Origin of the sequence: Acinetobacter gyllenbergii, assembly GCF_001682515.1 — a bacterium.
Classification (GTDB): Bacteria; Pseudomonadota; Gammaproteobacteria; order Pseudomonadales; family Moraxellaceae; genus Acinetobacter; species Acinetobacter gyllenbergii.
In genome coordinates this window covers 257,466-281,082 of the sequence record NZ_KV575262.1, presented here as the reverse complement: position 1 = coordinate 281,082, position 23,617 = coordinate 257,466, and the positions used below count along the sequence as shown (strand labels likewise).

General features: G+C 42.7%; 25 protein-coding genes. 18 read left to right on the top strand and 7 right to left on the bottom strand.

What is annotated here, in order from left to right:
- Nucleotides 1-7: 7 nt before the first annotated feature.
- From NG55_RS07340 to NG55_RS07300, 9 genes are all read left to right on the top strand, one after another.
- On the top strand, nucleotides 8-1,219 hold the full coding sequence (locus tag NG55_RS07340; RefSeq protein ID WP_065342858.1) for an NAD(P)/FAD-dependent oxidoreductase: 1,212 nt from the start codon (nucleotides 8-10) through the stop codon (nucleotides 1,217-1,219).
- 40 nt (nucleotides 1,220-1,259) lie between these two features.
- The gene (locus NG55_RS07335; RefSeq protein ID WP_016541078.1) at nucleotides 1,260-2,483 is read left to right on the top strand and encodes an MFS transporter; all 1,224 of its coding nucleotides are present in this window, start codon (nucleotides 1,260-1,262) and stop codon (nucleotides 2,481-2,483) included.
- A 34-nt stretch (nucleotides 2,484-2,517) separates the two neighbouring features.
- On the top strand, nucleotides 2,518-3,039 hold the full coding sequence (locus NG55_RS07330; RefSeq protein WP_004652930.1) for a cupin domain-containing protein: 522 nt from the start codon (nucleotides 2,518-2,520) through the stop codon (nucleotides 3,037-3,039).
- Nucleotides 3,040-3,071: 32 nt separating this feature from the next.
- A complete protein-coding gene (locus tag NG55_RS07325) occupies nucleotides 3,072-3,887 on the top strand; it encodes an alpha/beta fold hydrolase (RefSeq protein ID WP_065342857.1) in 816 nt (271 codons plus the stop codon).
- A 22-nt stretch (nucleotides 3,888-3,909) separates the two neighbouring features.
- Nucleotides 3,910-4,704 carry an SDR family oxidoreductase gene (locus NG55_RS07320; RefSeq protein ID WP_065342856.1) on the top strand — a complete coding sequence of 265 codons (795 nt, stop codon included), beginning with the start codon at nucleotides 3,910-3,912 and terminating at the stop codon, nucleotides 4,702-4,704.
- A gap of 9 nt (nucleotides 4,705-4,713) precedes the next feature.
- On the top strand, nucleotides 4,714-5,505 hold the full coding sequence (locus NG55_RS07315; RefSeq protein WP_065342855.1) for an aspartate dehydrogenase: 792 nt from the start codon (nucleotides 4,714-4,716) through the stop codon (nucleotides 5,503-5,505).
- A gap of 11 nt (nucleotides 5,506-5,516) precedes the next feature.
- Nucleotides 5,517-6,983 (top strand): aldehyde dehydrogenase, encoded by a 1,467-nt coding sequence (locus NG55_RS07310; protein WP_065342854.1) that lies wholly within the window; start codon nucleotides 5,517-5,519, stop codon nucleotides 6,981-6,983.
- 38 nt (nucleotides 6,984-7,021) lie between these two features.
- A complete protein-coding gene (locus NG55_RS07305; RefSeq protein ID WP_065342853.1) occupies nucleotides 7,022-8,662 on the top strand; it encodes a thiamine pyrophosphate-binding protein in 1,641 nt (546 codons plus the stop codon).
- 142 nt (nucleotides 8,663-8,804) lie between these two features.
- Complete coding sequence (locus NG55_RS07300) at nucleotides 8,805-9,998, top strand: hypothetical protein (protein ID WP_065342852.1); 1,194 nt, start codon at nucleotides 8,805-8,807, stop codon at nucleotides 9,996-9,998.
- 70 nt (nucleotides 9,999-10,068) lie between these two features.
- Here NG55_RS07300 and NG55_RS07295 read toward each other — a convergent pair whose 3' ends face one another.
- On the bottom strand, nucleotides 10,069-11,064 hold the full coding sequence (locus tag NG55_RS07295) for an AraC family transcriptional regulator (RefSeq protein WP_065342851.1): 996 nt from the start codon (nucleotides 11,062-11,064) through the stop codon (nucleotides 10,069-10,071).
- 349 nt (nucleotides 11,065-11,413) lie between these two features.
- On the opposite strand from NG55_RS07295, the gene NG55_RS07290 reads away from it, so the two are divergent.
- Nucleotides 11,414-12,895, top strand: a complete 1,482-nt coding sequence (locus NG55_RS07290; protein WP_065342850.1) for a flavin-containing monooxygenase — start codon at nucleotides 11,414-11,416, stop codon at nucleotides 12,893-12,895.
- A 105-nt stretch (nucleotides 12,896-13,000) separates the two neighbouring features.
- Here the strand turns inward: NG55_RS07290 and NG55_RS07285 are convergent, their stop codons facing one another.
- The 3 genes from NG55_RS07285 to NG55_RS07275 form a co-directional block, all read right to left on the bottom strand.
- Nucleotides 13,001-13,930, bottom strand: coding sequence for a metal-dependent hydrolase (locus NG55_RS07285; RefSeq protein ID WP_065342849.1), 930 nt, complete (start codon nucleotides 13,928-13,930; stop codon nucleotides 13,001-13,003).
- Nucleotides 13,920-14,783: an alpha/beta fold hydrolase gene (locus NG55_RS07280; protein WP_065342848.1), complete on the bottom strand. Its 864-nt coding sequence runs from the start codon at nucleotides 14,781-14,783 to the stop codon at nucleotides 13,920-13,922. Before NG55_RS07280 ends, NG55_RS07285 begins: the two co-directional genes overlap by 11 nt.
- A 182-nt stretch (nucleotides 14,784-14,965) precedes the next feature.
- The gene (locus NG55_RS07275) at nucleotides 14,966-15,823 is read right to left on the bottom strand and encodes a LysR family transcriptional regulator (RefSeq protein ID WP_065342847.1); all 858 of its coding nucleotides are present in this window, start codon (nucleotides 15,821-15,823) and stop codon (nucleotides 14,966-14,968) included.
- Between the two features lie 167 nt (nucleotides 15,824-15,990).
- Between NG55_RS07275 and NG55_RS07270 the strand changes: the two genes are divergently transcribed.
- The 5 genes from NG55_RS07270 to NG55_RS07250 all read left to right on the top strand — a co-directional run bounded on the left by NG55_RS07270 (nucleotide 15,991) and on the right by NG55_RS07250 (nucleotide 19,228).
- Entirely contained in the window at nucleotides 15,991-16,677 is a 687-nt protein-coding gene (locus NG55_RS07270; protein WP_065342846.1) for an ankyrin repeat domain-containing protein, read from the top strand.
- A gap of 1 nt (nucleotide 16,678) precedes the next feature.
- On the top strand, nucleotides 16,679-17,140 hold the full coding sequence (locus tag NG55_RS07265) for a nucleoside deaminase (RefSeq protein ID WP_023270032.1): 462 nt from the start codon (nucleotides 16,679-16,681) through the stop codon (nucleotides 17,138-17,140).
- A gap of 19 nt (nucleotides 17,141-17,159) precedes the next feature.
- Nucleotides 17,160-18,332: a cyanate transporter gene (locus NG55_RS07260; RefSeq protein WP_065342845.1), complete on the top strand. Its 1,173-nt coding sequence runs from the start codon at nucleotides 17,160-17,162 to the stop codon at nucleotides 18,330-18,332.
- A gap of 115 nt (nucleotides 18,333-18,447) precedes the next feature.
- Nucleotides 18,448-18,711, top strand: a complete 264-nt coding sequence (locus NG55_RS21110; protein WP_065342844.1) for a hypothetical protein — start codon at nucleotides 18,448-18,450, stop codon at nucleotides 18,709-18,711.
- 61 nt (nucleotides 18,712-18,772) lie between these two features.
- On the top strand, nucleotides 18,773-19,228 hold the full coding sequence (locus tag NG55_RS07250) for a hypothetical protein (RefSeq protein WP_016541094.1): 456 nt from the start codon (nucleotides 18,773-18,775) through the stop codon (nucleotides 19,226-19,228).
- A 172-nt stretch (nucleotides 19,229-19,400) separates the two neighbouring features.
- Here NG55_RS07250 and thiM read toward each other — a convergent pair whose 3' ends face one another.
- Both thiM and NG55_RS07240 read right to left on the bottom strand, forming a co-directional pair.
- A complete protein-coding gene (gene thiM / locus NG55_RS07245; protein ID WP_065342843.1) occupies nucleotides 19,401-20,216 on the bottom strand; it encodes a hydroxyethylthiazole kinase in 816 nt (271 codons plus the stop codon).
- Between the two features lie 24 nt (nucleotides 20,217-20,240).
- Nucleotides 20,241-21,401: a hypothetical protein gene (locus NG55_RS07240; RefSeq protein WP_065342842.1), complete on the bottom strand. Its 1,161-nt coding sequence runs from the start codon at nucleotides 21,399-21,401 to the stop codon at nucleotides 20,241-20,243.
- 269 nt (nucleotides 21,402-21,670) lie between these two features.
- On the opposite strand from NG55_RS07240, the gene NG55_RS07235 reads away from it, so the two are divergent.
- The 3 genes from NG55_RS07235 to NG55_RS07225 all read left to right on the top strand — a co-directional run bounded on the left by NG55_RS07235 (nucleotide 21,671) and on the right by NG55_RS07225 (nucleotide 23,188).
- Nucleotides 21,671-21,877: a DUF2147 domain-containing protein gene (locus tag NG55_RS07235; RefSeq protein WP_267283999.1), complete on the top strand. Its 207-nt coding sequence runs from the start codon at nucleotides 21,671-21,673 to the stop codon at nucleotides 21,875-21,877.
- Between the two features lie 143 nt (nucleotides 21,878-22,020).
- Nucleotides 22,021-22,497: a DUF2147 domain-containing protein gene (locus NG55_RS07230; RefSeq protein WP_016541098.1), complete on the top strand. Its 477-nt coding sequence runs from the start codon at nucleotides 22,021-22,023 to the stop codon at nucleotides 22,495-22,497.
- Between the two features lie 217 nt (nucleotides 22,498-22,714).
- Nucleotides 22,715-23,188, top strand: coding sequence for a DUF2147 domain-containing protein (locus NG55_RS07225; protein ID WP_004808015.1), 474 nt, complete (start codon nucleotides 22,715-22,717; stop codon nucleotides 23,186-23,188).
- A 62-nt stretch (nucleotides 23,189-23,250) separates the two neighbouring features.
- Here the strand turns inward: NG55_RS07225 and NG55_RS07220 are convergent, their stop codons facing one another.
- Complete coding sequence (locus tag NG55_RS07220) at nucleotides 23,251-23,508, bottom strand: hypothetical protein (RefSeq protein ID WP_004652954.1); 258 nt, start codon at nucleotides 23,506-23,508, stop codon at nucleotides 23,251-23,253.
- Nucleotides 23,509-23,617: the final 109 nt, after the last annotated feature.

Below are 23,617 nucleotides of genomic sequence, written 5' to 3'. Positions count from 1 at the left end.
ACAAGCAATGGAAAGAATCGTAATCGTGGGTGCAGGACAAGCCGCGGGTTGGGCCGTTAGTACTTTACGCCAAAATGGATATTCGGGTGAAATTCATGTGGTCTCTAATGAGGATCGGGTATTTTACGAACGTCCCCCCTTATCCAAACAAGTATTGTCCAAAGAGGCCAGCTATGAAAGTTTGCATCTGTTTTCTTCAGAGCAGATGCAGGACTTCAATATTCAGTGGCATAAACCTGCGTTAGCAACCCAAGTGGATCGCCAGCGCAAGCAGGTGGTTCTGGAAAGTGGTCAGGTTTTAGCCTATGACAAATTGTTGATCGCAACGGGTAGTCGAGCCCGTGTTCCTGTGAATACTTGGCAGTTTATTCCGAATGTGGTGACTTTACGTAATGTTCAGGATTGTGAACGTTTATCTGAAATCTTGCAGCATTCGCAAAAGTTAGCGGTGATTGGTGGTGGCTGGATCGGGCTAGAAATTGCGGCGACTGCACGTAAGCAGGGAAAAGAGGTGCATATTTTTGAATATGGTGATCGTCTGTGTGCACGTAGTGTCAGTCCAGATGTTTCAGATTTCTTAAAACAAATGCATGAGCAGCAGGGTACTCAGATTCATTTAGACAGTAAAAATTTGCATTTGATTGAAGCCGGTCAGCAAAAAGTTGAAGTGGTGAATCATCCGAATGCAAGTGAGCTGTTTGATTGTGTCGTTGTAGGTGCAGGTGCGGATATTGCCAAAGAATTGGGCGTCAATGCGGGTTTGGACGTCAAAGATGGCATTGTGGTGAATGGTTTTGGTCAAACCTCAGATCAGGACATTTATGCCGCAGGTGATGTTGCGATTCATCCAAGCTTGGGCTATTGCATTCAGTCTTGGGCCAATGCGCAGAATCAGGCGATTGCTGCTGCAAAATCGATGTTGGGTATTGAAACCGAATATAGCGATATTCCATGGTTATGGTCAGACCAATATCACTTCAATATTCAGATCTTAGGCACCTATCAAGCTGAAAAAACTGCCCAGATCGTGGTTCGGAAAAGCGCGGATGATCAATGCAGTTATTTGTATTTAGATGATCAAAACCGTTTACTCAACATGATCGCAATCAATGATTCCAAACTGGTCAAACTGGCAAAGCGCTGGATGCAGTCGAATACCGTGTTAGACCCAAAATTATTAGCAGACCCAGAATTTAATGTGATGAAATTAAAACCATAAGCATTAAATCCGGTTCATGACTCAATCGAAGGAATGAAGTATGAGTAATGAAGAAAAAAGTGGATTAAAGCATTGGGTTCCTGCTTTCGTCCTGATGGTATGTGTCGTACTGGCATTCTTCGACAAAATTAGTATCGCGGTCTTGTTTGCTGACCCGCACTTTCAGGGTGCGATGGGGATTGCAGAAGACAAGGCAAAACTCGGATGGTTGATGACCAGCTTCTTGCTGGCTTATGGCTTCTCTTCGGTGTTTTTGAGTTTCCTTGGTGATATTTTCAATCCGAAGAAAATGCTGTTTTGGAGCGTCGCATCATGGGGTTTGCTCATGTTTTGTATGGGTTTTACCACCAACTATACAGGCATGTTGATTTTACGAGTATTACTTGGTCTGGCTGAAGGACCCTTGTTTGCACTGGCCTACGCCATTGTGAAGCAAACCTATACCGATCGCCAGCAAGCACGTGCTTCGACCATGTTCTTATTAGGCACACCGATTGGTGCATTCTTGGGTTTTCCAATTACTGCTGCGGTCTTAGCAAAGCATGATTGGCACACCACCTTCTTTGTGATGGCGGGTTTAACGGTGATCGCATTGCTTGCGATTGCATTCGGCTTGCGTAATTTACAACTCAAGAAAACCATTGAATTGGAATCGACCAGCAAACGTGTCAATTTCAAAGGCCATATTCATAACACCAAAGTGCTCTTACAGAACCGTGCGTTTTGGTTGGTGTGTATTTTCAATATTGCACTCATGACCTATCTTTGGGGCTTAAATAGCTGGGTGCCTTCTTATCTGATTCAGGACAAGGGCTTTAACCTGAAAGAGTTTGGGGTTTATTCAAGCTTTCCATTCATTGCCATGCTGATTGGCGAAGTGATTGGTGCATTCCTGTCGGACAAATTGGGCCGCCGCGCTGTTCAGGTCTTCAGTGGCCTGTTGGTGGCAGGCATCTTTATGTATGTCATGGTGATTATGACTGACCCAATTCTGGTGATTGCAGCAATGTCTTTAAGCGCCATGGCTTGGGGCTTTGGGGTCGCCGCAGTATTCGCTTTACTTGCCCGTGTCACAACTGCCGATGTTGGTGCAACTGCGGGTGGAATTTTCAATGGAATGGGTAATTTTGCCAGCGCAATTGCGCCTGTTCTGATCGGCTACATCGTGATGCAAACCCACAGTTTTAATTTAGGAATTACCTTCTTGGCAGCCGTCGCTGTGATTGGATCGTTCTTCTTAGTTCCTTTATTGAAACGTTATTAATCAAACGATTTATCGAAAACCTAGGAGTTAAAACATGACTACTCAACAATTCGAATCATGGACACAACCTGAAGGGACAAATTTACAAGATTGGTTGAATACCCGAATCGCACGTTTCGAAACACGTAAATATGATTTTGATGCTTTGAAGTTCCAAGCGGACTACGACCCGAAATATCGCCGTGCACAAATGCGTTATATGGGGACTGGTGCAACAGGTGTGGTCAATGATGGCAATACAGTTCCAGCTGAAAACTTTACCTTCTCAACCATGGTATTACCTGCGCAATGCGAAGGGCCTTTGCATATTCATCACGATGTTGAAGAAGTATTTTTCATGTTGCGTGGTGAGATTGATCTGTTTATTGAACATAACGGTGAAAAGTTCGAGACCCGACTGAAAGAGCGTGATCTGATTTCAATTCCACCAGGTATTTATCGCGGTCTGTTCAATCCGGGTCAGGAAGATGCCTTGATGTGTGTGATGTTAGGTGCAGGTAAACCGACTATTCCGAACTATCCACCTGAGCATCCGTTGTCGCAAATCAAACGTTAATTCGACAGATTAGAGCAAATACAAGGAAGGACATGATGACGCTGATCGAATCTTTAGCCAAATATCCAGTGAAAACCATTGCAGTGCATGGACAGGTGCAAGCCTATCGTGAGGCAGGCCAAGGTCAGCCGTTGATTTTATTGCATGGGATTAGTTCGGGTTCAGCTTCTTGGATCAATCAGCTAGAGACACTCAGTCAGCACTTTCATGTCATTGCTTGGGATGCACCCGGCTATGGCTTATCTGGCAACCTAGATACCGAACAGCCGAATGCAACTGATTATGCAGAACGTGTATTGGGCTTGATGGATGCGTTGAACATTTCAAAAGCCATATTGATTGGTCATTCATTGGGTGCCTTAAAAGCCAGTGCGTTTGCTCATCTTTATCCTGAACGGGTACAGACCTTAATCATTGCCAATGCAGCACAAGGCTATCAACATTTCGATGAAGAAACCAAAGCACAGGTCTATCAAAAGCGCCCGAATATGTTGAAAAGCTTAGGCAATGCTGGCATGGCTGCCAGCCGTGGACCGCATTTGATTTATAAACAAGACGCTCAGGCACTGGCTTTGGTCAGTGAGGTGATGGGGCAACTGACATTAGACGGTTTTACCCGAGCATCTTATTTGTTGGCCTATGACGAAATTCGAAATTATTTAACAGAACTTAGTGTTCCTTGTGTGGTGATTGCAGGTGACAAGGATGGCATTACGCCTGCGCAAGCAATCGAGGAATTAGCGGTAGAAATGCAATTGAGCCGATGTCATCTCATTACAGATGCCGGTCATCTAAGTTATGTCGATCAAGCTGAACAGTTTAACGACATTGTTTTATCGGCACATTAAGACTTAAACGAGAGATATGGATATGAGCTTCCAAGTTGAAGGAAAAGTAGCAGTTGTCACAGGTGGCTCGTCAGGCATTGGTTTGGCTGCCGTCGAAATTTTAGTTGCAGAGGGTGCCAAGGTGGCGTGGTGTGGTCGAGATGAGCAGCGTCTAGCTTCATCAAAACTATCTATTTTAGACAAATATCCGCATGCCAATATCTTCACCAGTATTTGCAATGTTTTGGATAAAGAGGATGTCAAACGCTTTGCACAACAGGTCAACCAAAATTTGGGCAATGTTGACATGCTGATCAATAACGCAGGTCAGGGACGTGTATCTAATTTTGAAAACACCCAAGATGAAGACTGGATGAAAGAAATTGAACTGAAGTATTTCAGTGTATTACATCCAGTACGTGCCTTTTTAAATGATTTAAAACATTCGGCCTGTGGCTCGATTACCAATGTGAACTCTTTGCTGGCACTGCAACCTGAACCACACATGATTGCGACTTCATCTGCACGTGCAGCATTGCTGAATCTAACCCATTCACTGGCACATGAATTTACCCAATACGGTGTTCGGGTCAATTCGATCCTGTTGGGCATGGTGGAATCAGCACAGTGGAAACGCCGTTTTGAAACCCGTTCAGACCCCAATGCAACATGGGAACAGTGGACAGGCAATATTGCCAAAAACCGTGGCATTCCAATGCAACGTTTAGGCAAGCCAGAAGAACCCGCGCGAGCCTTGGTGTTTTTAGCATCGCCTTTGGCATCGTATACCACAGGTTCGACACTGGATGTTTCTGGTGGATTTAACAAACATTTATAAGGTGTGCACATGAAACAGTTGATGATGATTGGTTTTGGCGCGATGGCGGCAGAAGTGTATGCCCACATGCCACAAGACCTGCAACTTAAATGGATTGTGGTGCCTGCACGCAGTGTCGAAAAAGTACAGGCGCAGGTTGCGGCTGATGTGCAAGTGATTAGTTCAATCGATCAATGTCAGGGTACACCTGATTATGTGATTGAAGTGGCAGGTCAAGCTGCAGTGAAAGAACATGCACAAAAAGTCTTGGAAAAAGGCTGGACCATTGGCCTGATCTCAGTGGGCACTTTGGCCGATAACGAATTTTTAATTCAACTGAAAACCACTGCTGAACAACATGATGCACATCTGCACCTTTTAGCGGGTGCCATTGCTGGGATTGATGGGATTTCTGCTGCCAAAGAAGGTGGTTTAGAAAAGGTCACCTATAAGGGCTGTAAGAGTCCGAAAAGCTGGCGTGGTAGCTATGCCGAGCAATTGGTTGACCTCGATCAGGTCAGTGAAGCAACAGTTTTTTTCCGTGGCACAGCCAGAGAAGCAGCCTTGAAGTTTCCAGCCAATGCCAATGTGGCAGCTACGATTGCACTGGCAGGACTGGGTATGGATGACACCATGGTGGAACTGACGGTTGATCCAAATATCAACAAAAACAAGCACACCATTGTGGCAGAAGGTGTATTCGGTGCAATGACTATTGAACTGGTGGGTGTGCCGTTGGCAAGTAATCCAAAGACTTCAACCTTAGCCGCATTGAGTGTGATTCGCGCTTGTCGCAATAGTGTTGAAGCAATTCAGATTTAAAGGATTTGATCATGATCAAGGAAATTTATATCGCTGGTGAATGGCGATTAGGTAAAGGTGGGATGATTCAAAGTGTATTTCCAGCAGATCAATCGGTGAATGCGGAAATTTCAACGGCGAGTCTGGAAGATGTTAATGAAGCGATTGAAAAGGCTGATGCCGCTTGGCGTAAGGCCGAGTGGCGTAACAGCATGCCGCATGAACGGGCCCGTATTTTATATAAAGTGGCCGACATTATTGAAGCGCGTGTGGATGAACTTTCAAAGCTGCAAACCCGTGATAATGGCAAGCCCTTGGCTGAAACCCGTGCCTTGACCCTAAGTGCGGCGGCAACAGCACGTTATGTAGCAGCAGCCTGTGAAACCTTGAATGACGAGTTGACCACGCAACGTGCTGTAGATTTTATGACCATGAGCGTGCATGAACCTGTAGGTGTAGTCGCTGCAATTACCCCGTGGAACTCACCAATTGCCAGTGAAGTGCAAAAATTAGCACCTGCGCTTGCCGGTGGTAATGCCGTGATTCTAAAACCTGCGGAAGTCACTTCTTTGATTGCATTGGAACTCGCCAAAATCTTTGAAGAAGCGGGTTTACCGAAAGGTTTGCTCAGTGTATTGGTTGGACGCGGTTCGGTGATTGGTGATGCAATCGTAAAGCATCCTTTGGTACGTAAGATTTCATTTACGGGTGGAACCACTACAGGGCGTCATTTGGCACATTTAGCTGCCGATAAACTGATCACAACCTCTTTGGAGCTTGGTGGAAAATCACCAACGATTGTATTGCCAGATGCAGATATTGAATTGGCTGCAAAAGGTGTGGCTTACGGTATTTTTAGTTCAGCAGGACAAGCCTGTATTGCCGGTTCACGTTTGTTTGTACACAGCAGTATCTATGATCAATTTCTCAGTCGTCTGGTTGAAATCACCAAAGGCTTGCGTGTTGGACACCCTGAAACCGCAGGTGTACATCTCGGCTCTTTGATTAATCCGAAACATTTGGCTTCTGTCGATGACTATGTACAGCTCGCGAAACAAGAAGGTGGGCAAGTCCTAGTGGGTGGTCATGCCTTAACCGAAGGTGAGTTGGCCAAAGGTAGTTATTACTTACCAACCATCATCACAGGTTTAAGTAATTCAGCACAAACCTGTCAGGAAGAGATTTTTGGCCCTGTGCTGGTGGTGATGAAATATGACGATGAACAAGAGTTGCTTGCACAAGCCAATGACAGTTGTTTTGGTCTTGCCGCAGGCATCTGGACTGAAAACTATCGCAAGGCATGGCAAATTGCGCGTGCATTAGAAGTCGGTACGGTCTGGATCAATACCTATAAGAAATTCTCGATTTCTGCGCCATTTGGCGGCTTTAAAGAAAGTGGTATCGGGCGTGAAAAAGGTCGTTTAGGCATTTTGTCTTACATGCAACAAAAAAGCATCTATATGGGATTAAGCGAGCAGCCAAATCCTTGGGCGAATTAATACATTCATGGAATGAACAGTTTTTGAGGAATATAGCAATGACAGAACGTGTAAATGTCGGCGAAGCCATCGCCCGTGTTTTAGAAGCACACCAAGTAGACAGTATCTATGGGGTGATTTCGATCCATAACTTACCGATTGCCGATGCAGTCGGTCGCCGTGAAAAAATCCGTTTTGTAGCGGCACGCGGTGAAGCGGGCGCGGTCACTATGGCAGATGGTCACTCGCGTTTTAAAGGACTCGGTGTAGCGCTCACCAGTACGGGTGCGGGTGCAGGTAATGCAGTCGGTTCACTGATTGAAGCGATGAATGCAGGCAGTCCTGTATTGCATTTAACAGGGCAAGTTGAGCGTGAATATTTGGATCGTGATGCCAGCTTTATTCATGAAACCAAAGATCAGCTGACCTTCTTACGTGCATCGAGTAAAGCTGCCTTTCGTATTACCAGCCCTGACAATGCGGTGGGTGTGATTCGTGAAGCGATTCGTGTAGCAACGACAGTACCGATGGGGCCAGTCAGTGTTGAGTTACCGATTGATGTGCAAGCAGCAGAAATTGATTTGCCGCTGAACTTAGGGCCAGTAAAAGCCCTTGAATTGCCTCAAGCTGAACAGATCGAAGTCGACTTAATCGTTGAAGAACTGAAAAAAGCCCAACGCCCAGTGTTCTGGATCGGTGGTGGGACGCTGAACAGTGTTGCGGAAGTTAAAGCCATCGCTGATCTCGGCATTCCTGTGGTGTCATCAACACATGCGCGTGGCGTATTGGCCGATGATCATCCACGTAGTTTAGGCGCATTCCATAACTCGGCTGGGGTTGAGCAGTTGCTTAAAGAGGCTGATCTATTGGTGGTGGTGGGTTCACGCTTACGTAGTAATGAAACCAAAACCTATTCCGTGCAGTTCCCTGACAATATTATCCAGATTGATGCCAATCCCGTCGCACAACAGCGTAATTACAAGGTTCGTAATTTCATCTGTGGCGATGCCAAAGATGTGTTGCAACGCGTATTGACGGGCTTGCAAGGTATCTCCAAAGTCGATACGGAATATGATGCAGCGGTGGTGAAGGCAAAACAGGCCGCAATTGAGGCATTACGTACGCAGCTGGATCAGTACGCTTTAATCTGTGATCACTTACGTGCTGCATTACCACAAGACGGTATTTTTGTACGAGACATCACCATGTCAGGCAGTACTTGGGGCAGTCGTTTATTCCCAGTGCAAGCACCGAATCAGAACATTCACTCTTTAGCAGGGGCTATTGGTTTGGGGCTGGCCACTGCGATTGGTGCGTCGATTGCCAATCCTGACAAGAAAGTGATTGGTTTGGTCGGTGATGGCGGTTTGATGCTAGGTATCGGCGAAATTGCAACCATGGCGCAAGAAAATACCAACATGGTGCTGATGATCATGAATGATGGTGGTTATGGTGTGATGCGTGGTATCCAGAAGAATTACTTCGGTGGTCGCCAGTATTTCAATGAATTGCATACCCCAGATTATAAGGTTCTAGGTGAAGCCATGGGCGTGAAGAGCTGGAAAGTGGGCAGTGCTGAGGAATTCAAGACGGTGATTCAAGAAGCCGTTGCTTTCCAAGGGCCAAGTGTGATTGAGCTAGACATGCATTCAATTGGGCCATTGAACTTTGCTGGCCCACCACAGAAAAAATTGTATTAATCCCACTGAGCATTGGCAGTCCGTGCTGATGTGAAGACCGTTTTATGGGCAATTTTTTTTGCCCATAAAACAATAAAAACTATGTTTTACAGGTAAAACAAAAACAAGACCAACAGGATCGTTGGGACGAAGGGAAGTAGATATGAAAAAGACATCAATGGTCGCGATGCTTGCTGCACTGTATTTGGGTTTGACATCCCATGCATTTGCGCAAAGCTCAGCCCTCGAATGGAAAAGTGAAGATGGAACGGATTCGGTAAAATTGGGTGGCGTGGTGCGTTTGAACCAACGCTATGAAAATTGGGAGGGACCTAATGGCGGTTTTGGTAAGCTTTATTTTGATATTTTTAGGGTCGATCTGAAAGGCAAATTTGACGATGCCTATTTTAACGCCAGTTATTTATTTCAAGATCAAGAGAAACGCTCGATTGAGAAAGCTTATGTTGGCTATAATCTCAATGAAAATAATAGTATAGAAGCTGGTTTTGTCTATAAGCCATTTACGATTTATCCTTATCCGCAAAATGGCTGGACTTATCATATTCCATTTTTCTTGGGCTATGGCAATAACATTGCACCCGGTTTGAACTGGAATTTTCACAACAAGGATTGGGATGTGAAACTCGGCTATTATCCGCAAATGTTGGAGACCAGCCTACGTTACTCGCCTGAAAGTGCCACCTATGATGACCTAACGGACAATGCATTTCCCACTCAGAAAGCCTATCAAAATGAAAAACGCCATCAATTTAACACCCGTATAGTACGTAAGTTAGAAACCGAGTTTGGTAAGCAAGAATTTGGTGTATCAGGGGCAATCGCGCAATTGCATAATAAAACGACTGATAAAAATGGTCAGTATTATGCGGTCGGTTTGCACACCGACAATAATTACAAACGTTTTAATTTACAAAGCTCTGTGATTCATTACCAATATGATGCCAAAAATCCAGATGGGGTCAATAATGACATGACCTTGATGGGCAATAATGGTTTTACCCCGGCCTATTTCATTGCTTCAGAAGCCACAGTGGCCAGCTTAAACTTGGCTTATACCTTACCTGTACAGGATATGGGCAAACTTAAAGCCATTCGTTTCTATAATGACTATAGTTATATGGACAAGAAACGTGATGATTGGTCAGATTCACAAATGAACACGACAGGGATGATGTTTATTGCTTCGCCATTTATGGTCTGGGCAGATTATACCTGGGGTAAAAACGCCAACATTATTGGTGGCGCATCCAATGCAACGGGGTTCACCTCAACAGTTTCTCCATATAGTGATCAATGGTTATATCGCATTAATCTCAATATTGGCTTTAGTTTCTAAATTTTAAATCAAGACTTTTTGAAGGGGTGAGTCATGTCGATGATTCGCTCCTTTTGCTTTTAAGCGGCTTTTAGTTGAGATGGTTTTTCCGATATTCTGACGGGGTCTGATTTTCCCACTGTTTAAAGGCACGGCTAAAGGCACTTTGTTCAGCATAGCCGAGTAACAGTGCAATTTCAGTGAGTGACAATTCGGATTTGACCAAATAGCTTTTTGCCAGTTCTAAACGAATGCTTTTTACGAGATCACTATACTGCAGGTTATAACCGCTCAGCTTACGATAAAAGCTTCTTAACGACAGATTCATCTGTTTGGCAATATGCTCCGCCGAGGGTTCACCAATCTTGAGCATATTCACAATCATTCGCTGTAAATCTTTTAAGAAAGTATCAGGATTTGGAATACTTTTGAGGAGTGCTTCAGCCTGTTGATCCAACAGTTTTTTAAGATGCGGATCATGACTTGGAACAGGAAGATAAAGAATTTCGAGTGGTAGCCATAATTTTAACACATCAGCATCAAAACTGACGGGGCAGCCATAGACCTGTGAGTAGGGGGTGGTATCCGCAGGCGCAACAGCCGAGAACTCAATCTTTAAGGGCTGAATATTTTGTCGATGTAAAATTTTTCGGATGGTACTCAATACGCCTGAAAGTAGAACCTCATTGGAAAGCTGAGAATTTTTATGTACCACGGGCGTCCAGCACATACAAAAACGATCTTCTTTCTGCACAATCGAAAATGAAGCAGAGTTTTGCAAAAGGGGTTGGAAATTCTTAAAACAATTCAAAAAGCTGAGTAGATTAGGGCTGGATAAGGCCAAGTAACCTAAAATATGAATATGGTGAGGTTCCGATAGTTCACCAATATAATGACCCAAAACAGGTGTTGGATGTTGCTGGTAGATTTGTTCGAGCAGATTCCACCATTTGTGTAATGGCATTCTTGGCTGATTGGCATACTGCTGCACAAGTTCATTGAGCTGATGATTCGAAATATTTTGTTGCTGAAGATACTTGTCGATGAGTTCTAACAGCACCGATGGAATACTTGGAATTTCAGTCATAATTGCTCTACTAGTTTTCAAGTCAAATCCTTTAACCCAATTATAGATAAATCATCGTGGCGATAACGTTGTTGATTTACCGCTTTATCTTAGCCGATTCAATTCAAAGTTTTTGTATCATCAAGGGACAGAATCATGAGCTTTGATCTCAAAATCTCTCATTAATAATCAATAGAATAAGACATGATTTGAGTGTAGTTCATTCATTTGACTTTGATTATTTTAATCTGGCATTGACGGTCAAGTCTTTATTGGACAATCAAATTATTTTCCACAGATAGGTCTGTTTATAAATTTGTTGATTTATGAATGGGTTGAACTGACAAGATTTTATATTTTGGAGTGGAAAATGTCAGATTTAAAGCAGGATGTGGTAGTAAATAATCATCAATTTGATGTAGTGATTATCGGGGCTGGTTTTTCTGGAATTGCCGCTGGGATTAAACTGAAACAGCAAAATATCAATAACTTTATTATGGTCGAAAAATCACATGAAGTGGGTGGTGTTTGGCGGGAAAATACCTATCCAGGTTGCGAGTGTGATGTGCCATCTTCGATTTATTCCTATTCATTCGCACCGAATCCAAACTGGAGTCATATTTTCGCGAAACAAAAAGAGATCCAGCAGTATATTCAAGATGTCAGCAAGCGCTTTAAGCTGGATCAGCATATTCTGTTTAATACCGAATTACAGCAAGCCTCATGGTCGCATGAGCAACAGTGTTGGCAAATTGAGACCAATCAAGGCATCTATCAGGCACGCTTTGTCTTTTTTGCGGTTGGTCCGTTGAGTGAGCCGACAATGCCGACTGTAAAAGGGTTAAATCGTTTTAAAGGTGAGGTCTTCCATTCCGCGCAATGGAATCATGCGGTTGATTTAAGCCATAAACGTGTCGCCGTGATTGGAACAGGGGCATCGGCGATACAGATTATTCCTGCGATTCAACCGATTGTGAAACAGCTTTATGTGTTTCAACGCACTGCGCCATGGGTGATTCCGAAACCGAATCTGGTGCTGCATGATGCATCTAAAAACGTTCAGCAAAAAGTGCCCTTTACCATGCACTCTCTACGCAAATTGACCAGCGTGTCTATGGATATGTTCAGTTCCAGTGTCAATCAACCAAAAACCTTGGAGGCTCTAGGTAAGGGGCTGATTCACTGGATGCACTATCAGATTCAAGATCCAGCATTACGAGAGAAAGTCAGACCAAAATTTACTTTGGGATGTAAGCGGATTTTATTTTCAAACACCTATTATCCTGCACTCGCTGCCCAAAATGTGGAACTGATCGATCAAGGCGTGAAGGAAATCACTGCAAAAGGTATTCTGGTAGATGGTCAAGAAATTCCTTTGGACATCATTGTGTGGAGTACCGGTTTTGAGGTGGCAAAACCGCCGATTGCCAAACGGATTGTGACCAAAACAGGTGTGTTGCTAGATGATGTTTGGCAAAAAAATACAGTACAGGCCTATAAAGGCTGTGTGGTGAAAGATCTACCCAATGCCTTTATGTTGCTTGGTCCCAATAGTATTAGTTATAACTCCTTAATTAGCGCAGCTGAAAACCAGATTGATTATGCAGTGAAAGCCATACGGTTTGTCTTGGACAATCACTTAAGCAGTTTTGAAATCTCTAATTTTGCGGATGATCAATATAATCAAAAACTGCAAAATAAGTTGAATGGAACTGTGTTTAATCAAGGTGGCTGTGCCAGTTATTATTTGGATGCTCAGCAAGTGAATGTGGCGAATTATCCGTGGACGATGCAGTACATGAAAAAAGATATGACAGAATTCGATAGCTATAGTTATCGCTTTTATCGCTAAAACCTTAATTAAAAGCCTTATATAAATAAGGCTTTTTTATGTCTGTTTTTCTCGAAAATAAAAAAAAAGGCACATCATGTGCCTAAAAGAGGAAGATTTTAGATATTAACTAGCGCGAAGTTTGGTTAAGGCTTTCACAGCAGGAGAGTGGTTTAACACCTGTAAGGCTTTGTTGGTATCACCTTCATAAAATGGGTGATAGCTGGGTTTAACCCAATGTCTTAAGCTAGAAATCATCGCGAAAAAACTGGGTACTTGTTTGCTACGGGCGTTTTCAATCGCTGTGTGCCTTAATGCCCGAATCAGTCCGTAGTTTTGATAAGGATGGGCATGCTGGTCTTGTTGCGCTAGTTTTTTAAAGCAATGATAAATGGCAAAGGTGAATAGTGGAGCAATAGCCAACATAATCGTTTGGCGTTGCAGATAGGCAAAGGCTTTGTTATGTTCGCCGCATAAATGCATATATAGATCGAACGCCACGCTGCGGTGTTCAACTTCTTCAGCCAGATGCCAAGTCATTAAATCCGCCATCATTTCATCAGCAGTTTTATTTTGCCATGGTTGGTCATCGAGACACCACGTGCCTAACATGGTGGTGAAGTGCTCAACCGCAGCAGCAATACCCACGCGAATGGTTAGCCAACGATATTCTAGATTTTTGGAAAGGGCTAAACCAAATGGTGCTGTATTGATTTGTTTAAACATGCTGTCTAGAGAGAGAAGAAATTCATCAATCTCATAATCATAGTGGCGTAAATAGTCTTGAGCGACTTTATGAGCGGAGGCATGGTGCGCTTCTTGATGGACAAAACCTTTTACATCGGCACGTAGCTTTTCATCGCGGACATAAGGCAAGGCTTCATTAAAAGAACGGCACATCCAAAGTTCACCCACAGGTAAAATTAAATGAACTGCATTAATTAAATGAGTGGCAAAAGGATTGTCATAGATCCAATGCTCGGGCGTATGGCTAAAATCGAATTGCACACGGCGTTGCTCAAGATAATGATTTTCCAGTCGTTGTTTAGGATGCATGGTGTTCTCCCTCATTCACGGCATTGATAAAATAATGGCTGAGTTGCTCGGCATTCTGGGCAGGAATCCAATGCGTGGCATCTAGATAGATTTCTTGATATTGACCCGTAAAAAACTGTTTATTCAGCTGCGCACTTTTTTTGCCAACCGCAATATCTTTATTGCCCCAAATAAATAGGGTGGGGACTTTTACCTTTTTAAAGCTGGAGCCAATAGGCGCCAAAGGCATGCTGCGATACCAGTTAATGGCTGTGCCGATACGGTTTTCTTGAATGAAATGCTGCTGAAAATCTCTGATTTGTTCCGTATTCATCCCTGAATTTTTCAGCAATAACTGGCTCAGTGATTTGGCTCTTTTAAACAGCAGTTCAGGTATAAAGGGGAGTTGAAAAAAGCCAATATAGTAGGAGGTGAAAATTTGCGTACTGCTGAGCATGGATTTTAAAAACGCACCTGTATGTGGTACTGAAACCAAAGTCAAATGTTTGACTAGATTGGGATATTGTTGGGCCAATTCACAGGCCACAATTGAACCCCAATCATGACCTATCACATAGACGGGTTGCCCTAATAAATCGATGAAAGTTTTGACATCAGCAACCAGTTCCGCAATTGCATACTGAAAACGACCCTTGGGAGAGGCTGCTAAGCTGTAGCCACGTTGTTCAATGGCAAAGGTTCGAAAGTTCTGCTGATTGAGAATGGTACTGGTGGCTTGCCAACTGTGTGCGGTTTCAGGAAAACCATGTAATAGAATGACAGGTTTACCATCGATTGGCCCCGAATCAATCACATTAAAAACCAGGTTATTACGACAATACTGGCTGTATCGTTTTTCTGTCTGTTTTGCCATGCTGACCTACTTATCAAAGATGTCTATTTCAATTGATAGTAATCAGCGCTATAGGCATAGTCTTGACAGTAGAGGACGGAATTTAACTTGTTGTGCCATGGCATATATTTTTGGCACATGCAGCATATGACTTGGCACTTAAAGACGGTTGATTGCAAGATTGAGCGGGTATTTCTATTTAATCATTCGGCTTTGCTTTGTTCAAAGCGATGTTGCAGCACCGTGGTCATCTGCTGTAATAGAATTGCGACCAGTCCTTCTTTATCCCAAGCATAGATGGAAACGGTCATGGCTTGTGCCTTACCCAAAGGTAAATATTCCCGTACCCGATGACCTGTGGTGGTGGCAACGGGCAAAAGTGATAAACCGAGACCTGTTTCAACCCCGACCAATACGCTGGCTAAACTATTGCTGGTAAAGGCGATATAGCCATGTAGGCGCTCGCGTTCAATTCGTTCAAACATTTCATCACGATAGAGCCCACCTTGTGGGAAGGTCACCAAGGGTAGTGGATCAGACCAATCCCCGCCATGATCGATACTTTCAAACCAAGCCATTTCTTCGGGGAAACTGGCATGATGGTCTGAACTGGCCGCTGTTTCTTTAACGATCACAATATCAAGTTGTGCATTGCGATAACGTTCCATCAAATCACGGCTGAGTCCAGCCGTCACATCCAGTCGAACAGTACGGTGTTGTTTGCTAAAAGCACTTAAAGCCAAAGCCATATCTGTATTCATAATATCTTCTGGTAAACCAATCCGAATGGGAATCGTACCTGAAGGATCACCCAAAACGGTTAGTGCTTCGTGTTGCAAGGCCAAAATCCGCCGTGCATAGCTAATCAGATATTCACCTGAATTGGTCAGTTGTAAGGGGCGCGAATTACGGTCAATCAAGCTCTTACCCACAGACTCTTCTAATCTAGCGAGTTGTTGGCTGATTGTGGATTGGGTCATATGCAAGCGCTCGGCAGCTAAGGTAAAGCTGCCTGCGTCAAAGATACTGACAAAGGCGCGGAGTAAACGTGGATCAAACATATCGAAATACTCAGAAAACCGAAGTTTGAAATGAGATTGAACTTTGTATTCATAATCTTAATGCATTTCATTAAATAATTTAATTTTTAAATAGCAATAAAGCTGATTATGCTAAACACAGATTCTATTTCTCACCTGTCAAACAAGGCTGATCCATGGAGGGTTCTATGCACAAATCATTTTTGTCTGTTGTATTTGCAATTGCATTGACTGCATGTAGCCACGCAACTTCGGGAGATGCTATGCAAGAAGAGGCCTTACATACGGCGGCTGCACAGAATAATGTGGCACAAATCCAGCAATTGCTCGCTCAAAATATTCAGATTGATGCACGTGATGCGTCAGGTTCGACCGCTTTAATGCTTGCAACACGTGCCAATAATCTCGATGCCGCACAAGCCTTGATTGATGCAGGTGCGGATGTCAATGCCAAAGATCAAATTCAGGACAGCCCTTATCTTTATGCAGGGGCACGTGGCTATTTAAAAATATTAAAGCTGACCTTACAGCATGGAGCCGATTTAAAAAGTACCAATCGCTATGGAGGCACAGCCTTGATTCCTGCGGCTGAACGAGGTCATGTCGATACCGTACGTACTTTAATTGAGGCAGGTGTTGATGTCGATCACATCAATAACTTGGGCTGGACCGCTTTATTGGAAGCGATCATTTTAGGTAATGGCAGTCAACCCTATCAGCAGATTGTTGATGTGTTGATTGCTGCTGGTGCTAACGTCAACATTCCTGATGCTGATGGGATTACGGCACTCGAACATGCACATGCACGTGGTTATAGCACTATCGAAAAAGCTTTATTGCGTGCAGGCGCAAAAGCAACGTTATTGGAGCGTTAGAATGCAGCAGGATCATGATTTTCTGCGTCAGGCGATTGAACTGGCGTATCAAAATTGCGAGCAAGGTGGGCGACCCTTTGCTGCAGTCTTAGTGAAAGATGGCCAAGTGATTGCGTCAGGTGTAAATGAAATACTGAAAAGCAATGATCCAACAGCACACGCAGAACTCTTGGCGATACGCGCGGCAAGCCAACGATTAGGAACAGCTAATTTGGATGGTTGTGTTGTATTCGCCAGTGGGCAGCCTTGCCCCATGTGTTTGGCAGCCATGCGCATGGCGGGAATTAATCGTGTGATTTATGCACATTCAAATGATGATGCTGAGGCATATGGCTTATCGACAGCAGCAATTTATGCGGATTTAGCAAAACCTTTTGCAGAGCAGTCTATGATGATTGGTTATGTTCCTATAAGAATCGAAGCCAAGCCAAATTTGTATGGCTATTGGAAGTCTATCTCATGATTGATATACGGTTAAAACCATGAGTGCGATCAAACATCGATCATTGTTGATCATCACCGTTGCTTTGGTTGGATTAAATCTTCGGCCATTTATGACCAGTGTCGGACCTGTTGCCAATCAGATTCGTGCGACTACGGGTTTGAGTCTGCAAGGGATTGCGCTATTAACCTTGGTACCAATGTTATTAATGGGACTGATCGCCTTCGTTGGTCCAGTTCTGCAAAACCTGTTTGGTGAACGTCGCGCGATTGTTGGCGCATTGGTCATGATTTGCGTGGGCTGCGGTTTACGCTTTTTTACTGTACATGGCTGGGCTTTAATCTTCACCGCTGCCGTAATAGGTTTTGGCGTTGCTATGATCCAAGCAGCTTTCCCAAGTCTGATTAAAAGAGAGTTCCATGAACATCTGAGTCCGATGATGGGGCTTTATTCAGCCACGTTAATGGGGGGTGGTGCACTTGGGGCATTGCTTGCCCCAGTAGCGACAAACAGCAGTGGTGACTGGAAAATCGGGCTGGCTGTTTTTGTATTGCCTGCATTACTGGCTTTGATCTTTGCAACGTGTGTTTTGACTCAGACAGCACAGCAGCATAAAAAAATGCCTTCGGTGATGCGGTTGTTCAAGCAGCCAAGAACATGGTTGCTGATCTGCTGTTTTGGTTTAATCAATGGCGGCTATAGTTCGATTGTGGCTTGGCTTGCACCTGCTTTTCAAGCACACGGTTGGGCCGCAACGGCCAGTGGAAATCTGATGGCTGTGTTGACACTGAGTCAAGCAGGGGCAGCATTGCTGTTACCTTATTTATCTCGAAAACAGCGAGATCGTCGAATCTGGGTAGGATTAACTTTAATTTTGCAACTGATTGGTTTCACAGGCTTGGCATTTTGGGCAGATACTTTGCCTTATCTCTGGGCAATCACCGTAGGAGCAGGTTTAGGGGGATGCTTTGCTTTGTTGATGATTGTGGTGCTTGACCATTTACCTGATCCTGCACATGCGGGACAACTTTCAGCCTTAATGCAAGGTGGTGGATTTTTATTGGCTGCAATTGCACCTTGGTGGCTAGCGGTATTGCATGATATGACAGGGACTTATGCAGCAGGATGGATCTGGCATTTAGCTATGGTCGTGATTGTTGCGGTATTGATGCTTCGACTCAATCCAAAACATTATGATAAAGTGATGGCCTAAGCGTTTGATCAAAAACAAATCCATGAACATTGATTAAAATTACTTTTAAGGCCTGTTATGAATGAAATCCGTAGCTTAAAGTATAGCAAGAAGAAGCATCGTGATTTGAGAAAACATGAGAAATCGAAGTCTTATTTTGATTGTAATGCTTTTTATATTGGGTTGTTCTCAAGCCAAGATGTCGTATAAGCACAGGTTTTTAGAGCAGGTCGAAACACTTACACCCGTTCCATATAAAGCATGCATGGTGAACTTTATTGACCAGAATTGGGAGAGCGTTTGGAAGGACTATCATTTCAAAAAGAAAAGAGAACCTAAAGCACAGGCCGATATTGTTGAACTGATGATCATGCTAAATCTTGATCAATGTAAGCCATGATTAAATACTTTATTTTCAAGGCGAGATGTTGATGCTCTAAGCTGAGCACAGAAGATGATTTATGAAAAAAAATATAGCGATTACTTTTTTAATTCTTTTAACGTTGATTCAATTTCTCGTCATTTTGTATTTATGGAAATACCTTGCGACACCTAAAATTCATGTTTTGGAAAGACCTTTAAGCATCGCATCAAGTTTTGATAACTATTCAGACTACACCATTTTACCTGCAGGGACCGTGTTATATGATGATAGTGACGCATTGAATAGAAGAGTGATGGTGTATTTCAATTTACAAGGCGTTGATTTTAAGTTTATTGAACAAGATGCAGATATTCTCAAGCAGCCCAGTGAAGTCGCGGCGATTAGAGTGACTGAATTGGCAGACCTATTAAAATCTGTACCCTTAACCAAGAAAGATATTTATTTAATTATTCAATATGATGAAAGTTTGAGTGAGGCCGAACGTTTGTTGTACTTTAAACAATATCAGATTGATCGCAACAGCTTTGAATAGATCGGAAATGTTACTCAGCGAAAAAAGCTCAATTTAGTCCATTGTTAGGGCGTTAGTTAATGGGTTCAGTTAAAATTGAATCGATAAAACGCAACTGAAGGTTGCGTTTTTAGCACCGCTAAGTAAGGTGTAATACTCAAGCAGGAAAGTCTTTTATTGATTGATAAGCGACCTAAACGATTTTAATGTCGACATATTGCTGGATTAAATTGTCATCTAACATATGCACATAGTCCAAAAAGGCCACATTAAAACTGCCCACTGTTTGTGCATGGTCATAAGCCAATTTTCCTGCAATGGCAAAATGAATATGTGAGGCAAGTGCAGCAATGGTTGGACTGCTGACAGCATGATAGGCTGCAGTTAATGCACCTAAGGCGCAACCTGTTGCGGTAATTTTAGGTTGTAAAAAACAACCACCATTGACTTGAATCACAGCATCAAGCTGTTTCGAGATAATGAAGTCTGATTCACCTGAAATCGCAATACATTCTGTATGTTGTAACAGGCTCTTCGTCTGTGCATAAACCTCATGACTATTTAAAGTGCTATCCACGCCTTTAGACTGAATCTGGCTGCCTGCTAAAGTACTGATCTCAGAGGCATTACCACGAATGATACTCGGCTGGAACCTTAACAATTGATCAACAGTCTCACTGCGCCACTTTAACACTGCCCCATAACCAACTGGGTCAAGCACCCAAGGCACCTGATGTTGTTGGGCTGTTTGGGCCGAAATCAACATCGCTTGGGTCTGTTCGCTGGTCGGTGTGCCGATGTTGATGCTTAAGGCTGCACTGATTTTAGTAAAATCTTCGGCTTCGAAGGGATTATCAATCATGGCAGGTGAGGCACCTGCTGCAAGTAAAATATTTGCCACATAATTATTGGCAACACTATTGGTCATACATTGCACTAAAGGTGTTTGTTGTTGTAAGGCGCGCCAAGCATCAATGACTTGATCAATCAATTGTTGTTTGTGTGACATGACATATCCTGAATAAAGTCTTTATTAACGGGTGAAATAATGATCTTGATGCTTACATTGACGACAAATTAATGACACATAATCTGTGGCATCATAATCCACGATTAAGTCATTTGAACCGCAATACATGCAACGTTTAACCGAGTAAAAACTTAAACGCGGTTCTATTTTTCGCCAAGACTTCCAGACCGGCTGAATAAAAATACTCTCGTCATAACCTAAAAATTTAAACAGCAGGATTTCACTCATTTTGCTAAATGGAATCATGTAAGGTCTTGGTAATGTCGTGGTTTCCCAACGTTCGGTCAAAGCGCGTTCGCGATATTGTTCTAAAGTCTTTTTGAGCAAGCTGGTGTTGATAAATTTATCATTTTTTGGCTGCAATGCGTTCTGCTTATGCAGATATTCTAAAGCGGTTTGGATCAGGTAAAAAATCTGCCCCACAGCCAAACCTTCCATTAAACGGTAGCAAAAAGCTTGGAAGGGTCGATTACCTGCAATTTGGATACCCCAAGTTCGACAATAGAACTGCATGAACTGCACAATTTCCTGATAGAGCACCAGATACAATGCGTCTTTGACTTCGTCTGTACTTTTAAACGGAATTCCTTGGCTTAGATTTTCATAAAACCAATGGCGTAATTGTTGGGCCACACTAAACAAGCTTGGATCTGAGTAACCATCCAGACGGACATTGAGATAATAATGCTCCGTTTCTAAGCCTGTATCTTGTGATTTAAGTATCCCTAATTTCAATAACTCTTGAACTAAATGATTCTGAAATAAATAGTTGGGTGTAAATTCTCGATATTTAATATTCTGCCAATGAATCAACTCATCATGTTGTACATCTTCCCGCGCATAGCTGTCCAGCAGGCTAAGCAAGAATAGTTTATGCAAAAAGCTCAGTTGATTCAGGCTGTAAATCACTTCATCTTTGACTTTGTATTTACGTTGTTCTTGTAAAATGGTCTGCTGGGTTTGTTTTTTTCGTTGCGCCGTACACTGAGCACAGTGACAATTTAGTTTGCTGTCACTTCTAAAAACGCGGTGCTGGCAATGGCTGCATTCGTGAAATTGAAATTCTTGGCTGTATTGTTCTGCCTCGACCCAGAACATTGAAGCGTGGCACAGCGGGCAATGGCTACTTTCATCTAACTGTTTTTGTAGAATCTGTAAATCCATTGAGATTAAACCTATGACCATTAAATAGGGGATTATACATGCTGTATCAGTAGAGTGATGCAAAGTTTATAGATAGATAAAAATTATGACTAAAATGAGACCTAATCTACTGAATTTTATATAAAAGATAAGCCTATAGCTTTGTAGTTTTTTAAACTATGCTAAATTCCTGCGCCAATGAGAATCATAACGTCAAATCAATTGGACAAAGCAAAAGCAGAGGGGAAAACATAAATAACCAGATATGGATGCAATGTATGCTCGGCCTAATGGCTTGTTTGAGCAGTATTTTAACCTATGCAAGCCTAATTGAAGGCTCTTGGCGCGGCATTATTAAAAGCAAAACAGGCAAGGTGTATAAAAGCAAAGCGCGTTTAACCGCGGATGCTAAACAATTACATATGCGAGACTATGTTGGAATTTCGGCTTTAAGTCGTACTGTAGTGTGGATTCGAACCGACAGTGCCAATCCATGATCATTTATTTTTAATTGTGTGAATTACTTAAAATTTTGTTTGATTTTAAGTAATTAAATATCCCTTGCTTGTGTTGACTGTTTCTGTACATTTGCATAAAAATGAAGTGATAGACGGATTTATTTTGCATTACGGAGCTTATTATGCAAAAACACACACTCATGAAAGGAATCATGGGCATTTCTTTGACTGTATTCGCGACATTCGGTTTTGCTTCTACACCTGAAGGATTTTGGAAAAGTATTGATGATCGTACGGGCGAGCAGCTTTCAATCGTAGAAATTAAGAAAAAACCAGATAATACCTATACGGGAACGATTGTGTATCGTTATCCTGTTCCAGGGGGTGGCAATGTCTTGACACATTGTGTGAAATGTCCTGAACCTTTTAAAAATAAGCCGATTCAGGGATTACAGATTGCATGGGGATTGAAAGAAGATCCGAAGAATCCAAATCAGTATATCGATGGTCGGGTACTTGAGCCTAAAACGGGCAATATTTATAAAGGTAAAGCACAACTGAGTGCAGATGGAAAGCGCTTACGTATGCGTGGTTATATGGGAATTTCAGCTCTTGGTCGTACCCAAGTCTGGATTCGTACTGATAGTGCGAATCCTTAACGCTATAAACTGCTTGTTAGTCAGCCTAAACGACCCGTTTAGGCTTTTTTTATTTGTACTAAAGAATGCATATATAGATGTCAGATTCAGCCATTAGATCAGTTATTTCTTATACAAATGAACGCTAGCGTACAGTGTAACTTGGGTAAAAGTGTGATAATTTCCGTGCATTAAACCTATAAAGATGAATAGGTTACTTTTTTAAGACGGGGTTAATATGCTAAATCGTATGCTCATGAACGGAATCATGGGGCTCACTCTTGCTTGTGCAAGCGCAACAACTTTCGCTGCTTCGATTGAAGGCTACTGGAAAAGCATTGAAGAACGTACAGGTGAACAACTCTCAATCGTAGAAATCCGTAAAGGAAATGACGGCCGTTATCATGGGAAGATTGTTTATCGTTATCCAAACTCACATGGCATTGCCCTTACCAATTGCACCAAATGTGCAGCACCGAATACCAATAAACCGATTTTAGGCTTAGAGATTTTATCGGGCTTTAAAGAAGACCCAAACAAACCTGATTCATATATTGATGGTCGGGTTTTGGAACCGACTTCAGGCCGTATCTATAAAGGTAAAGGTGTGGTGACTGGAGAAGGCAAACGTTTACGTATGCGTGGTTATATGGGCGTTTCAGCACTGGGACGTACGGTCGTTTGGCTACGTACTGATAACGCAACACCATAATTAGATATTTATAAAAAAACCTCGAATTGGCTTCGAGGTTTTTTTATGGTTAAAGTAAGTGATTAAACAGGGCATGGTAAGTTTTCGTCCTCCTGACCGATTTTTTTAGCTGCAATAAGCGCTTGTACTTTTTTACTTGGTAGCTTTTCTTTACCAAGTGCATCATAGGTGTTCACGATATTGGTCACTTCTAAAGTTGTCAGTTCAATTCCCTCTGCTGTTAAAAAAACGGAGATTACATGATGATCCACGCCAGCTTTAGCAAGATCGTGGATCGCCTTGATATTTTCTAAACGATATAGGTGTGCTTTTAATTCCATCGTCTTTACCCTCATGTGTTTTATTGTATTTACCTACATTGGCATATTAGGTTAAGCAATAACCGTGCACAAAATGTAAAACGCAGGAAAAAAATGTAAGTTGAGTGAT

Excerpts from the sequence above, each read along its gene's own strand:
- NG55_RS07340 (WP_065342858.1), top strand. The coding sequence starts at position 8 with ATGGAAAGAATCGTAATCGTGGGTGCAGGACAAGCCGCGGGTTGGGCC.
- NG55_RS07335 (WP_016541078.1), top strand. The coding sequence starts at position 1,260 with ATGAGTAATGAAGAAAAAAGTGGATTAAAGCATTGGGTTCCTGCTTTC.
- NG55_RS07330 (WP_004652930.1), top strand. The coding sequence starts at position 2,518 with ATGACTACTCAACAATTCGAATCATGGACACAACCTGAAGGGACAAAT.
- NG55_RS07325 (WP_065342857.1), top strand. The coding sequence starts at position 3,072 with ATGATGACGCTGATCGAATCTTTAGCCAAATATCCAGTGAAAACCATT.
- NG55_RS07320 (WP_065342856.1), top strand. The coding sequence starts at position 3,910 with ATGAGCTTCCAAGTTGAAGGAAAAGTAGCAGTTGTCACAGGTGGCTCG.
- NG55_RS07315 (WP_065342855.1), top strand. The coding sequence starts at position 4,714 with ATGAAACAGTTGATGATGATTGGTTTTGGCGCGATGGCGGCAGAAGTG.
- NG55_RS07310 (WP_065342854.1), top strand. The coding sequence starts at position 5,517 with ATGATCAAGGAAATTTATATCGCTGGTGAATGGCGATTAGGTAAAGGT.
- NG55_RS07305 (WP_065342853.1), top strand. The coding sequence starts at position 7,022 with ATGACAGAACGTGTAAATGTCGGCGAAGCCATCGCCCGTGTTTTAGAA.
- NG55_RS07300 (WP_065342852.1), top strand. The coding sequence starts at position 8,805 with ATGAAAAAGACATCAATGGTCGCGATGCTTGCTGCACTGTATTTGGGT.
- NG55_RS07295 (WP_065342851.1), bottom strand. The coding sequence starts at position 11,064 with ATGACTGAAATTCCAAGTATTCCATCGGTGCTGTTAGAACTCATCGAC.
- NG55_RS07290 (WP_065342850.1), top strand. The coding sequence starts at position 11,414 with ATGTCAGATTTAAAGCAGGATGTGGTAGTAAATAATCATCAATTTGAT.
- NG55_RS07285 (WP_065342849.1), bottom strand. The coding sequence starts at position 13,930 with ATGCATCCTAAACAACGACTGGAAAATCATTATCTTGAGCAACGCCGT.
- NG55_RS07280 (WP_065342848.1), bottom strand. The coding sequence starts at position 14,783 with ATGGCAAAACAGACAGAAAAACGATACAGCCAGTATTGTCGTAATAAC.
- NG55_RS07275 (WP_065342847.1), bottom strand. The coding sequence starts at position 15,823 with ATGTTTGATCCACGTTTACTCCGCGCCTTTGTCAGTATCTTTGACGCA.
- NG55_RS07270 (WP_065342846.1), top strand. The coding sequence starts at position 15,991 with ATGCACAAATCATTTTTGTCTGTTGTATTTGCAATTGCATTGACTGCA.
- NG55_RS07265 (WP_023270032.1), top strand. The coding sequence starts at position 16,679 with ATGCAGCAGGATCATGATTTTCTGCGTCAGGCGATTGAACTGGCGTAT.
- NG55_RS07260 (WP_065342845.1), top strand. The coding sequence starts at position 17,160 with ATGAGTGCGATCAAACATCGATCATTGTTGATCATCACCGTTGCTTTG.
- NG55_RS21110 (WP_065342844.1), top strand. The coding sequence starts at position 18,448 with ATGAGAAATCGAAGTCTTATTTTGATTGTAATGCTTTTTATATTGGGT.
- NG55_RS07250 (WP_016541094.1), top strand. The coding sequence starts at position 18,773 with ATGAAAAAAAATATAGCGATTACTTTTTTAATTCTTTTAACGTTGATT.
- thiM (WP_065342843.1), bottom strand. The coding sequence starts at position 20,216 with ATGTCACACAAACAACAATTGATTGATCAAGTCATTGATGCTTGGCGC.
- NG55_RS07240 (WP_065342842.1), bottom strand. The coding sequence starts at position 21,401 with ATGGATTTACAGATTCTACAAAAACAGTTAGATGAAAGTAGCCATTGC.
- NG55_RS07235 (WP_267283999.1), top strand. The coding sequence starts at position 21,671 with ATGGCTTGTTTGAGCAGTATTTTAACCTATGCAAGCCTAATTGAAGGC.
- NG55_RS07230 (WP_016541098.1), top strand. The coding sequence starts at position 22,021 with ATGCAAAAACACACACTCATGAAAGGAATCATGGGCATTTCTTTGACT.
- NG55_RS07225 (WP_004808015.1), top strand. The coding sequence starts at position 22,715 with ATGCTAAATCGTATGCTCATGAACGGAATCATGGGGCTCACTCTTGCT.
- NG55_RS07220 (WP_004652954.1), bottom strand. The coding sequence starts at position 23,508 with ATGGAATTAAAAGCACACCTATATCGTTTAGAAAATATCAAGGCGATC.